Source organism: Mycobacterium sp. 852002-50816_SCH5313054-b (assembly GCF_001667185.1).
In the GTDB taxonomy this organism is placed as follows: domain Bacteria; phylum Actinomycetota; class Actinomycetes; order Mycobacteriales; family Mycobacteriaceae; genus Mycobacterium.
This window is the reverse complement of the sequence record NZ_LZIC01000041.1, coordinates 131,824-143,814: the sequence shown is the minus strand read 5'-3', so window position 1 is coordinate 143,814 and position 11,991 is coordinate 131,824. Positions and strand designations below refer to the sequence as shown.

Below are 11,991 nucleotides of genomic sequence, written 5' to 3'. Positions count from 1 at the left end.
CCCGCGCGGCCCGCAACCCCGCGCCCCCCGCGCGCCTCTACACCCGGCCGGTGCTAAACCCCCCCCCGGCGCAGGCCGCCCCGCCCACCCCCCCCCCCCCGGCGCCCCCGCGGGGTGCCCCGGCGGGGGCGCCTGGGCGGGGGGCTTGGGCTGAGCGGCCTGCGCCGGCATCGAGTTGAGCACCGGCCGGATGTAGAGCCGCGCGGTCTGCCCGAGGTTGCGCGCCTCGCTGCCGTCACTCCCGGGCACGGTGATGACCAGGTTGTCGCCGTCGACCACGACCTCGGAACCGGACACGCCGAGCCCGTTGACCCGCGCGCTGATGATTTGTTGCGCCTGCGCCAGGGCCTCCCGGCTCGGCCGCGAGCCATCCGGCGTGCGGGCGGTCAGCGTGACGCGGGTGCCGCCCTGCAGGTCGATGCCCAGTTTCGGCGCGGCTCGCTTGTCGCCCGTGAGAAAAACCAGCAGATAGACGCCGACCAGCAGCAACAGGAAAACGGACAGGTAGCGGGCAGGTCGCACCGGCGCCGAAGACGATGCCACGTTCCTCGTATCTCCTTGAGAATCGGTTTCTTGCCCTGACAGAGCCTACGTGTCTCGGCCCTACCGGCCCGGGTCGGTCAGTCCCTCGGATTCTTCCCAGTCGTCGGCGCCCTCGTCGTCGTGGTCCGTGGGGTCGTCGGGCAGGACCTTGTCGCGCACGGCCAGCTTCATCCAGGTGGTCACCACGCCGGGGGCGATCTCCAGGTCGACGGTGTCCTCGGTGATCGCGACGATGGTGCCTTGCAGCCCGGACGTGGTGTGCACCCGGTCGCCGGGCCGCAACGACTCCTGCAGGTCGATGGTGGCCTGCATCGCCCGCCGCTGGCGACGCTGCCCGAAGTACATGACGCCGATCATGATGATCACGAACGGCAAGAACAGGATCAAGCTTTCCATGCGGCCAGTCTGCCAGCACCGCAGGTCGCCACCTACTGACCCCGCTCACTCGCGCCCGAGCGGATACGCTGGAACGGCGACGTGACAGCCGCGCCGCGGTGAGGAGGACGTCGTGGCCAGCCTCGAGCAGAGTCGACAGCTGGTCACCGAAATCCCCGGTCCCACATCGCTGGAGCTGAACAAGCGCCGGGCCGCGGCGGTGTCGGGCGGCGTGAATGTCTCCCTGCCGGTGTACGTCGCGCGCGCCGGCGGCGGCATCGTCGAGGACGTCGACGGCAACCGGCTCATCGACCTGGGTTCCGGCATCGCGGTCACCACGATCGGCAACTCGTCGCCCCGCGTCGTGGACGCGGTGCGCGCGCAGGTCGACGACTTCACCCACACCTGCTTCATGGTGACGCCCTACGAGGAGTACGTCGCCGTCGCCGAGGAGCTCAACCGGATCACCCCGGGCTCGGGCGAGAAGCGCTCGGTGTTGTTCAACTCCGGCGCCGAGGCCGTCGAAAACGCCGTCAAGGTCGCACGGGCGCACACCCGCAAGCCCGCGGTGGTGGCGTTCAACCACGCCTATCACGGGCGCACCAACCTGGCGATGGCGCTCACCGCCAAATCCATGCCCTACAAGAGCGGCTTCGGCCCGTTCGCGCCGGAGGTCTACCGGGCGCCGCTGTCCTATCCCTACCGGGACGGGCTGCACGACAAGGAGCTGGCCACCGACGGCGAAAAGGCCGCCGCGCGCACGATCGGCATCATCGAAAACCAGGTCGGCGCCGACAGCCTGGCCGCCATCATCATCGAGCCGATCGCCGGCGAAGGCGGATTCATCGTTCCCGCAGAGGGATTCCTGCCTGCGCTGCTCGACTGGTGCCGGCGCAACGACGTCGTGTTCATCGCCGACGAGGTGCAGACCGGCTTCGCGCGCACCGGCGCGATGTTCGCCTGCGAGCACGAGGGGATCGTGCCCGACCTGATCTGCACCGCCAAGGGCATCGCCGACGGGCTGCCGCTGTCGGCGGTCACCGGCCGCGCCGACATCATGGACGCATCGCACGTCGGCGGTCTGGGCGGCACGTTCGGCGGAAACCCCATCGCGTGCGCGGCGGCGCTGGCCACCATCGCGACGATCGAGAGTGACGGGCTGGTCGAGCGCGCGCGTCAACTGGAACGGCTGATCACCGAACCGTTGTTGCGCCTGCAGGCCGGCGATGACCGGATCGGCGACGTGCGCGGCCGGGGCGCCATGATCGCCATCGAGCTGGTGAAGTCGGGAACCGCCGAGCCCGATGCGGAACTGACCCAGCGGCTGTCCACCGCCGCCCACGCTGCCGGGGTCATCGTGTTGACGTGCGGGATGTTCGGCAACATCATCCGGTTGCTGCCCCCGCTGACCATCAGCGACGAGCTGTTGATCGAGGGGATCGACATCCTGAGCGGGCTGCTGGGCGACCTCTAGCCCCGGCGTGCGAAAGATCACAACACCGGTAGTCCATTGAGGAATACCATTAGTTTAGCTAACGTTCTAGTCATCAGCGCAGCGTCGCGCGACCGATCTACTTCCTTCTCAAGCGAATCAAGGGACTTCTATGTCGACTACTCCCGAAGAGCGGCTCGCGCGCCGAGTCGACGACCTCACCGCCAACGACCCGCAGTTCGCCGCCGCCCGGCCCGACCCGGCGGTCGCCGAGGCTCTCGAGCAGCCCGGACTGCGCCTTCCGCAGATCATCCAGACCGTGCTCGAGGGTTACGCCGACCGCCCGGCCCTGGGCCAGCGCGTGGTGGAGTTCGTCAAAGACAACACGACCGGGCGCACCTCGCTCGAGCTGCTCCCCCGCTACGAGACCATCACCTACCGCGAGCTGAACGAACGCGCCGGTGCCCTGGCGCGCGCGCTGACCGCCGACTCGGTGCGGCCCGGCGACCGGGTCGCCGTGCTGGGCTTCAACAGCGTCGACTTCACGACCATCGACGTCGGGCTGGCCCAGCTCGGCGCGGTGTCGGTGCCACTGCAGACCAGCGCGGCGCTCACGCAGCTGCAGCCGATCGTGGCGGAGACCCAGCCGAGCGTGATCGCGTCCAGCGTCAACCAGCTGCCGGAGGCCGTCGAGCTGATCCTGACCGGCCACACCCCGGCCAAGCTGGTGGTCTTCGACTACCACCCCGAGGTCGACGACGAGCGTGAGGCCGTCGCGGCCGCGCGCGAACGGCTGGCCGACACCGGCGTCGTCGTCGAGAGCCTGGCCGACATGCTCGAGCGCGGGAAGTCGCTGCCCGATTTGCCGCTGCCGGCACCGGACGAGGACCCGCTGGCGTTGTTGATCTACACCTCCGGCAGCACCGGCGCGCCGAAGGGCGCGATGTACCGGGCGGGCAACCTCGGCAAGATGTGGTGCCGGTCGGCCAGGAACTGGTTTGGACCGAGCGCCGCGTCGATCACCCTCAACTTCATGCCGATGAGCCACGTCATGGGCCGCGGCATCCTCTACGGCACCCTCGGCAACGGCGGCACCGCGTACTTCGCCGCCCGCAGCGACCTCTCGACGCTGCTCGAGGACCTCGAGCTGGTCCGGCCGACCGAGCTGAACTTCGTGCCGCGGATCTGGGAGACCCTGTTCGGCGAATACCAGCGGCAGGTCGACCGCGGGGTTCCCGAGCAGCAGGTCCTCGACGAGCAGCGGCAGTACCTGCTGGGCGGGCGGTTCATCTTCGCGATGACCGGCTCGGCACCGACCTCCCCCGACCTGAGGGACTGGGTCGAGTCGCTGCTCGAGATGCATCTACTGGACGGCTACGGCTCCACCGAGGCCGGCATGGTCCTGTTCGACGGCGAGGTCCAGCGCCCGCCGGTCATCGACTACAAGCTGGTCGACGTGCCGGACCTGGGCTACTTCGGCACCGACCGACCGCACCCGCGCGGTGAACTGCTGCTCAAGACCGAGAACATGTTCCCCGGCTACTACAAGCGGGCCGAGACCACGGCCAACGTGTTCGACGAGGACGGCTACTACCGGACCGGCGACGTCTTCGCCGAGGTCGCCCCCGACCGGCTGGTGTACGTCGACCGCCGCAACAACGTGCTCAAGCTCGCGCAGGGCGAGTTCGTCACCCTGGCCAAGCTGGAGGCGGAGTTCGGCAACAGCCCGCTGGTGCGCCAGATCTACCTCTACGGCAACAGCGCGCAGCCCTACCTGCTGGCGGTCGTGGTGCCGACCGAGGAGGCCCTGGCTCGCTACCAGGCCGACGAGCTGAAGCCGCTGATCGCCGATTCGCTGCAGAACGTCGCGCGCGACGCGGGCCTGCAGTCGTACGAGGTGCCACGCGACTTCATCATCGAGACCACGCCGTTCAGCATGGAGAACGGCCTGCTGACCGGTATCCGCAAGCTGGCGTGGCCGAAGCTGAAGCAGCACTACGGCGAGCGGCTCGAACAGCTCTACGCCGAGCTGGCCCAGAGCCAGGCCAACGAGCTGAGCGAACTGCGCCGCAGCGGGTCGGACCGTCCGGTGCTCGAGACCGTGAGCCGCGCCGCGGCCGCGATGCTGGGCACCGCGACCAGCGACCTGTCGCCCGAGGCGCACTTCACCGACCTGGGCGGGGACTCGTTGTCCGCCTTGACATTCGGCAACCTGCTGCGCGAGATCTTCGACGTCGACGTGCCGGTGGGCGTCATCGTCAGCCCGGCCAACGACCTGCGGGCCATCGCCGCCTACATCGAGGCCGAGCGCGCGGGCACCAAGCGGCCCACCTTCGCCGCCGTGCACGGTCGTGACGCGACCGAGGTCCGCGCGAGCGACCTGACGCTCGACAAGTTCCTCGAGGCGTCGACGCTGGCCGCCGCGCCCGAGCTGCCGAAGCCAACCTCCGAGGTGCGCACCGTGTTGCTGACCGGCGCGACCGGATTCCTCGGCCGCTACCTGGCGCTCGAATGGCTGGAGCGGATGGACCTGGTCGACGGCAAGGTGATCGCGCTGGTGCGGGCCCGCTCCGACGAGGAGGCCCGCGCCCGGCTGGACAACACCTTCGACAGCGGTGACCCCGAGCTGCTGGCGCACTACCGTCAGCTGGCCGCCGAGCACCTCGAGGTCATCGCCGGCGACAAGGGCGAGGCCAACCTCGGCCTGGACCAGGCGACCTGGCAGCGGCTGGCCGACACCGTCGACCTCATCGTCGACCCGGCTGCCCTGGTCAACCACGTGCTGCCGTACAGCGAGCTGTTCGGCCCCAACGCGCTGGGCACCGCCGAGCTGATCCGGCTCGCGTTGACCACCAAGCAGAAGCCGTACCTGTACACGTCGACGATCGGCGTGGGCGACCAGATCAAGCCGGGCGAGTTCGTCGAGGACGCCGACATCCGCGAGATCAGCGCGACGCGGGCGGTCAACGACAACTACGCCAACGGCTACGGCAACAGCAAGTGGGCCGGCGAGGTGCTGCTGCGCGAGGCCCACGACCTGTGCGGCCTGCCCGTGGCGGTGTTCCGGTGCGACATGATCCTGGCCGACACCACCTACGCGGGACAGCTCAACCTGCCGGACATGTTCACCCGGCTGATGCTGAGCCTGGTGGCCACCGGCGTCGCGCCGGGTTCGTTCTACGAGCTGGACGCCGACGGCAACCGGCAGCGCGCCCACTACGACGGGCTACCGGTCGAGTTCATCGCCGCGGCGATCTCCACCCTGGGCACCCAGGCGGAGGGCTACCAGACGTACCACGTGATGAACCCGTACGACGACGGCATCGGGCTCGACGAGTACGTCGACTGGCTGATCGACGCCGGCTACCCGCTGCATCGGGTCGACGACTACGCCGAATGGCTGCGCCGGTTCGAAGGCGCGATGCGGGCCCTGCCGGAACGGCAGCGCCAGTACTCGCTGCTGCCGCTGCTGCACAACTACCAGAAGCCGGAGCGGCCGCTGCGCGGATCGCTGGCGCCGACGGAGCAGTTCCGCGCCGCGGTGCAGGAGGCGAAAATCGGCCCCGACAAGGACATCCCGCACGTGTCGGCGCCGATCATCGTCAAGTACGTCACCGACCTGCAGTTGCTCGGGCTGGTCTGACGCCCTAGCCCTGGGGGTGCGGCCAGCGCAGGTAGGCCGCGTTAGGCGGCCCGCCCTCCGCGCGCTGGCGGCGCCATCCGCGCTTCGGCTCGCCTTCCGGCCCGTACCGATCGACCCGCGGCTGGGTCAGCGCGCCCGAGGACACCTCGGCCGACGGCTCCGCCGACCTCGACGGGTACTCCGGGTCGGAAGACACCGGCTGGGCGTAAGCCGGGTCGGCTGCCCGTGCGGCACGTGCCTCGGCCACCCGTGTCAGGGCCTCGACATCACGCGCCGACCGCACCGCCAAGCGCGCCACGGCGGCGGCGCCCACGAAGATGATCAGGGCACCCAGACCGGAGAAGTAGGAGACCTCGAGCACCGCCCGCTTGCGGTCGGATGCGGCGATCGGATCGCCGGCGGAACCGATGCGCAACATCGGGGCGACCTCGCCGCCGATCACGAACCACACGCCGGCGAGCACGGCCAGCCAGCCGCCCACCATTGCGGTGATCCGGTTTCCGGAAAAGATCAGCAGCAGGCCGGCCAGCACCGCCGCGGCTCCAGGGAGCACCTCGAGCCAGCCCCGGCCCGTGGTCCATGCCCAGTCCTGGTCGGGCGTGTAGGCGAAATTGAAGTGGGGACCGACGAACGGTATCAATGCACCCCAAGCACCCAGAACGACCAAGATCAATCCGCTGAGCGCGCCGCGCGAGCGCGGCATCCACAACGCGCTGGGTCGGCGATTTTCGACGTCTGTCATCAATTTCCCCTCGATAGAAGCCGGACTACTTCAGCCCCGCAGGGGTACCCGGGGCCGTGGCCGGTGTAACCCGGGCGATCGAGGTTGTGGCCAATGGGCCCGGTGTGTCGCCTGTTACCGGTAAAGGCCGAGCACCACCAGCACGATGGCGATCACCGGGAAAGTGCCCTGAATGAGCGCGGCCCGCGCCTTCTCCGGTGCGGAGAGCAGCAGCACGACCGCGGCGGCGGACATCGATCCGACGCCCGCCAGGATGAGCGCCACTCCCACGGCGGTGTCGCCCATCACCACGGGGGGAATGCCGAGTCCGGTGACGATCGCCAGGAACAGGTTGTAGAAGCCCTGATTGAAGGCGAGCAGCTTGGTGGCCTCGGCCTCCTCGGCCGACGTGCCGAACCTGGCGCGGGTGCGTTCCGAGGTCCAGGTGAACGACTCCATCGTGAAGATGTAGACGTGCAAGAGCGCGGCCAGCGCGGCGAACACCAACCCGGCGGTGAGCATCGCTCCTCCTCGCTAGTCGAACAGCCCGTTTGCGGCGTCAAGAACAATACCGACCGCCGGGTGCCCAAGCTGCCCTGACGCGCAAGGCGCGTCAGGGCAGCAGGGAGGATCTACACGCCGGCGTGGTGGTGGCGTCGGCCGAACAGGCCGCCACCGGCGCGCCGGTGGAACAGGCCGCCCCGCGCACGCCCGTCATCGGCAGGCACGTCGCGAGCCGATTCGTCGGCCACGGCCGGTTCCGCCGCCGGGGTGGTCGCCACGGGCGCCGGTTCGGTCACCACGACGTCGCGCGCGTGCCGAACCGCCACGCGGGCCAGCGCCGCCCCGCCCAGGAACACGATCAGCGCGCCCAGGCCGGTGAAGTAGGTGACCTCCAGCAGGGCCCGCTTCAGGTCCGACGCGGCCGCGGGTTGGCCGACGTCCCCGATTCGCAGGGTCGGCGCGAAAGCCCGCCCGACCACGAACCAGGCGCCGGCGAAGACCGCCAGCCAGCCGCCGAGCATGGCGGTGGCGCGGTTTCCGGAGACCAGCAGGATCAGGCCGCCCACGGCGGCGACGACGCCGGGGAACACCTCGAGCCAGCCTTTCGCGGCCGTCCACGTCCAGGCGGGGTCCAGGGAATAGGTCCACCTGATCACGGGTCCGATGAACGGTGCCAGCGCACCCCAAGCACCCAAGAGGATCAGGAGTAACCCGCTCACGGCGCCGCGGGTGCGTGGCATGTAGGGCGCGTATGGGCGTTCATAGTCGGGGCCGGTGTGCCTCATCAGAAACCTCCTACGGGTAAGTACTGATGCTGCGTGGGGTACCCCCGCCGGCGGTGACGTAACACACACGCCCAACCAGCCCTAGTCAAACAACCCCGGCCGGCCCAGTCCGGCGGCCCCGGCGGGCGGGGTCAGGCCGAGGTGCGTCCAGGCCTGGGCGGTGGCCACCCGGCCACGCGGGGTGCGCGCGACCATGCCGGCCCGCACCAGGAACGGCTCGCAGACCTCCTCGACGGTCGCGGCCTCCTCACCCACCGCGACCGCCAGCGTCGAGACGCCGACCGGGCCGCCGCCGAAGCCGCGGGTCAGCGCCGTCAGCACCGCCCGGTCCAGCCGGTCCAGGCCCAGCTCGTCGACGTCGTAGACCGCCAGCGCGGACTTGGCGACGTCGCGGGTGATCACGCCGTCGGCGCGCACCTCGGCGAAGTCACGGACCCGGCGCAGCAGCCGGTTGGCGATCCGCGGGGTGCCCCGCGAACGCCGCGCGATCTCGGCCCCGGCCTCGGCGCCCAGCTCGATGCCGAGAATCCCGGCGGAACGCGCGAGCACCCGCTCCAGCTCGGCGGGTTCGTAGAAGTCCATGTGCGCGGTGAACCCGAACCGGTCGCGCAGCGGGCCGGTCAGCGCCCCGGACCGGGTGGTCGCGCCGACCAGGGTGAACGGCGCCACCTCCAGCGGGATCGACGTCGCCCCGGGTCCCTTGCCGACCACCACGTCGACCCGGAAGTCCTCCATCGCCAGGTAGAGCATCTCCTCGGCGGGCCGCGCGATGCGGTGGATCTCGTCGATGAACAGCACGTCGTGCTCGACCAGGTTGGACAGCATCGCGGCCAGGTCGCCCGCGCGTTCCAGCGCCGGCCCGGACGTCACCCGCAGCGCCGAGCCGAGCTCGGCAGCGATGATCATCGCCAGCGACGTCTTGCCCAGCCCCGGCGGGCCGGACAGCAGGATGTGATCCGGTGTGCCGCCGCGGTTTTTGGCGCCCTCGATGACCAGCTGCAGCTGTTCGCGCACCCGTGGCTGGCCGATGAACTCCCCCAACGTGCGGGGCCGCAGGCTCACGTCGATGTCGCCCTCACCGACGGTCAGGGCCGGGGAGACGTCGCGGTCCGGATCGTCGTCCGTCATCGCGCCTTGCCCAGCAACGACAGGGCGGCGCGCAGGGCGCTGGACGTCGACGCGTCGTGATCGTCGGACAGCACCTTTTCGGTCGCCTCCTCGGCCTGCTTGGCCGCGAAACCGAGGCCGACCAGGGCCTCCACTACCGGACCCCGCACCGCGTGGCCGTTGACTGCCGGGGAAGCTCCCGCGGCGACGACCCCGACCTTGTCGCGCAACTCCAGCACCATCCGCTCGGCGCCGCGTTTGCCGATGCCGGGCACCCGGGTCAGCGCGGCGACGTCGCCGTCGTGCAGCGCCTGCCGCAGCGCCGCGGCGTCGTGTACGGCCAGCGTCGCCATCGCCAGCCGCGGCCCGACTCCCGACACCGACAGCAGCGTCAGGAACAGGTCGCGGGTGTCGGAGTCGGTGAAGCCGTACAACGTCATGGAATCCTCGCGGACGACCATCGCGGTGATCAGCCGCGCCTGGCTCCCGTGCCGCAGCGTCGCCAGCGTCGACGGCGTCGCGTTGACCCGGTAGCCGACGCCGGCGGCCTCGATCACCACGTGATCGAGCGCCACCTCGAGCACCTCGCCGCGCACCGAGGCGATCATCGGGCGGCCTTCAGCTTGGCCTGCACCTTGGCCCGGTAGGCGTGCCGCTGCTGCGCGGCCAGCGCCTCGGCGGCGGCCATCCGGGCGAGCATGGGTGCCCGCCAGCAGTGGCAGATCGCCAGCGCCAGCGCGTCGGCGGCGTCGGCCGGCGTCGGTTTGGCTTGCAGCTCAAGGATTCTGGTGACCATGGCGGTGACCTGCGCCTTGTTGGCGGCGCCGTTGCCGGTGACCGCGGCCTTGACCTCGGTGGGGGTATGGAAGTGCACGTCGATGCCGCGCCTGGCCGCCGCCAGCGCGACCACGCCGCCGGCCTGCGCGGTGCCCATCACCGTCGTCACATTCACCTGGGAGAACACCCGCTCGATGGCGACCACGTCGGGTTCGTGGGTGGCCAGCCAGTGCTCGACGGCATCGCTGATCGCCAGCAAGCGCTTGGCCAGCGGCGCGTCCGACGGGGTGCGCACCACGTCGACGTCGAGCGCGACGACACTGCGCCCGCGCCCGGTCTCCACGACCGACAGGCCGCATCGGGTCAGCCCGGGATCGACGCCCAACACGCGCATGGCCGGCTCCTTCGTACGAACAGCTGTTCGAGAGCCTAGCGGGCGGGGCCGACGGGATCCGGTAGGACACGCTGCGACCCGGCGAATGCTGTTAACTTATAGCCCACGTTCGCTCTAGCACTGTGGCAACGGAAGGTTTGGTGTGGGAACACTCCTGCTCGTCCTCGCGGCAGTGCTGTTCATCGCGTCGATCGTGGTGCTGGTGATCGCGGTGCGCCGGCCCAAGAAGCCGGCCCGCCCGAGCGGGCGCCAGGACCCGCTCTCCTTCAACGCGATGCCGCAGTTCGGGCCGCGCCAACTCGGGCCCGGGGCCATCGTCAGCTACGGCGGCGTCGACCTCGTGGTCCGCGGCTCGGTGACGTTCCGCGAGGGCCCGTTCGTGTGGTGGGAGCACCTCCTGGAGGGCGGCGACCAGCCGATCTGGCTGAGTGTCGAGGAGGACGACGGCCGCCTGGAGCTGGCCATGTGGGTGACGCGCAAGGACCTCACGCTGCAGCCGGGCGACCAATACGTCGTCGACGGCGTGGCGTTCCACGAAACGGAGCGCGGGCGGGCGTCGTACACCACCGAGGGCACCACCGGCCTGCCGGCCGGCGGCGAGATGGAATTCCTCGACTGCGCCAACGCCGGCGAGACCGCCCTGCTCTCCTTCGAGCGCTGGGCCCCGGACATGCCCTGGGAGATCTCGACCGGCAAGCACGTCGTGCCCGGCGAGCTCACCGTCTACCCCGCGCCCCCGCCCACGGCGCCGTAGGACCCGGTCCGTGCCCCTTCATCAGCTCGCCGTGACTCCCACGGACGTGTCCGGCGAGCGGCTGGGGCTGGCACTCAACGCCCCCGCGCCGGCGCCGCTGGCCACCTGCGCGCTGCGGCACCCCGACGGAAGCGCGCTGCTGCTCGGCGTCCTCGGCGCGTCGCACGTCATCGCCGTCGAGCACCCGAAAGGCAACTTCTCGGAGCAGGTTTCGTGCACCGCGCGCAGCGTCGGGGGTGAGTTGCCGCGGCGGTCCAAGGCCCCCGGCTACCGCCTGCAATCGCGCACCGAGACGCACGACGAGGCGAGCTTCCGCCAGCTGGCGGGCGATCTTCGCGAGCGTTGCGCGCGGCTGCCGGGCTGGCTCGGGGGCACGTTTCCCGGCGACGACGCCGCCCTGACGGCCCTGGCCGCCGAACCCGACGGCGCCGGCTGGCGGTGGCAGACGTGGCACCTGTACCCGCGGCCGGGCTCCGGCGGCGTGGTGGTGCACACGGCGAGCCGGTGGCGCCCGTGAGCCGCAATCGGCTGTTCCTGATTTCCGGCGCGCTGGCGGTCGCCGCCGTCGTGTCGCTGGTCTTCGGAATCATCCTGCAGCAGAAGAACATCGGGTCCTACATCGCGGGCCACTACCACGAGTACTCGCGTGATGTGAACGGAACGCGCTACGTCTGCACCGGATCGGCCGAGCAGGTCGCCGACACGCTCGCCGACTATCAGGCGCCCGAGGCACGCACCGCCAACGGCAACAGCGAATACCTGCGCTACAGCAACAACATCGTGATCGTGGGCCCCGACGGCAACTACCCGTGCAGCATCCGCGTCGAGCCCCTGAGCGCCGGGTACAGCCACGGCTCGTTCATCTTCCTCGGCCCCGGCTTCTTCCCCGGATCCCCGTCGGGCGGCGCCGGCGGCTCCCCCGGCGGGCCCGGCGGGACCAAGTGATGGCTTAGCGA

General features: G+C 70.5%; 12 protein-coding genes and 1 pseudogene. 5 read left to right on the top strand and 8 right to left on the bottom strand.

Translation table 11 applies throughout. The features are described 5' to 3' along the window. Both A5787_RS08680 and yajC read right to left on the bottom strand, forming a co-directional pair. A pseudogene (locus tag A5787_RS08680) lies at positions 1–543 on the bottom strand (protein translocase subunit SecD); the annotation flags it as partial. A gap of 60 nt (positions 544–603) precedes the next feature. After that, complete coding sequence (yajC, locus tag A5787_RS08675) at positions 604–939, bottom strand: preprotein translocase subunit YajC (RefSeq protein WP_066964632.1); 336 nt, start codon at positions 937–939, stop codon at positions 604–606. A gap of 112 nt (positions 940–1,051) precedes the next feature. On the opposite strand from yajC, the gene gabT reads away from it, so the two are divergent. Together gabT and car are read left to right on the top strand one after the other, a co-directional pair. Then, the gene (gene gabT / locus A5787_RS08670) at positions 1,052–2,392 is read left to right on the top strand and encodes a 4-aminobutyrate--2-oxoglutarate transaminase (protein ID WP_066964630.1); all 1,341 of its coding nucleotides are present in this window, start codon (positions 1,052–1,054) and stop codon (positions 2,390–2,392) included. 130 nt (positions 2,393–2,522) lie between these two features. Then, positions 2,523–5,993, top strand: coding sequence for a carboxylic acid reductase (gene car, locus A5787_RS08665; RefSeq protein WP_066964627.1), 3,471 nt, complete (start codon positions 2,523–2,525; stop codon positions 5,991–5,993). A 4-nt stretch (positions 5,994–5,997) separates the two neighbouring features. On the opposite strand, the gene A5787_RS08660 is transcribed toward car, so the two are convergent. The 6 genes from A5787_RS08660 to ruvC all read right to left on the bottom strand — a co-directional run bounded on the left by A5787_RS08660 (position 5,998) and on the right by ruvC (position 10,281). After that, entirely contained in the window at positions 5,998–6,735 is a 738-nt protein-coding gene (locus A5787_RS08660) for a hypothetical protein (RefSeq protein WP_066964625.1), read from the bottom strand. Positions 6,736–6,849: 114 nt separating this feature from the next. After that, positions 6,850–7,236, bottom strand: a complete 387-nt coding sequence (locus A5787_RS08655) for a DUF1304 domain-containing protein (RefSeq protein ID WP_066964622.1) — start codon at positions 7,234–7,236, stop codon at positions 6,850–6,852. Between the two features lie 110 nt (positions 7,237–7,346). After that, positions 7,347–8,003: a hypothetical protein gene (locus tag A5787_RS08650; protein ID WP_066964619.1), complete on the bottom strand. Its 657-nt coding sequence runs from the start codon at positions 8,001–8,003 to the stop codon at positions 7,347–7,349. An 81-nt stretch (positions 8,004–8,084) separates the two neighbouring features. Then, positions 8,085–9,131 carry a Holliday junction branch migration DNA helicase RuvB gene (ruvB, locus tag A5787_RS08645; protein ID WP_066964616.1) on the bottom strand — a complete coding sequence of 349 codons (1,047 nt, stop codon included), beginning with the start codon at positions 9,129–9,131 and terminating at the stop codon, positions 8,085–8,087. Beyond that, complete coding sequence (gene ruvA / locus A5787_RS08640; RefSeq protein WP_066964613.1) at positions 9,128–9,718, bottom strand: Holliday junction branch migration protein RuvA; 591 nt, start codon at positions 9,716–9,718, stop codon at positions 9,128–9,130. The genes ruvB and ruvA overlap by 4 nt, the downstream gene beginning before the upstream one ends. Then, the gene (gene ruvC, locus A5787_RS08635; protein ID WP_066964608.1) at positions 9,715–10,281 is read right to left on the bottom strand and encodes a crossover junction endodeoxyribonuclease RuvC; all 567 of its coding nucleotides are present in this window, start codon (positions 10,279–10,281) and stop codon (positions 9,715–9,717) included. Before ruvC ends, ruvA begins: the two co-directional genes overlap by 4 nt. A gap of 142 nt (positions 10,282–10,423) precedes the next feature. Here ruvC and A5787_RS08630 point away from each other — a divergent pair, with 142 nt between their 5' ends. From A5787_RS08630 to A5787_RS08620, 3 genes are read left to right on the top strand one after another with little or no spacing between them, the layout of a single operon-like run. Beyond that, positions 10,424–11,035, top strand: coding sequence for a DUF4178 domain-containing protein (locus A5787_RS08630; protein WP_066964605.1), 612 nt, complete (start codon positions 10,424–10,426; stop codon positions 11,033–11,035). 10 nt (positions 11,036–11,045) lie between these two features. Continuing rightward, positions 11,046–11,552 carry a DUF2617 family protein gene (locus A5787_RS08625; protein WP_066964602.1) on the top strand — a complete coding sequence of 169 codons (507 nt, stop codon included), beginning with the start codon at positions 11,046–11,048 and terminating at the stop codon, positions 11,550–11,552. Next, positions 11,549–11,980, top strand: coding sequence for a DUF4247 domain-containing protein (locus A5787_RS08620; RefSeq protein WP_066964687.1), 432 nt, complete (start codon positions 11,549–11,551; stop codon positions 11,978–11,980). The genes A5787_RS08625 and A5787_RS08620 overlap by 4 nt, the downstream gene beginning before the upstream one ends. Positions 11,981–11,991 lie beyond the last annotated feature (11 nt).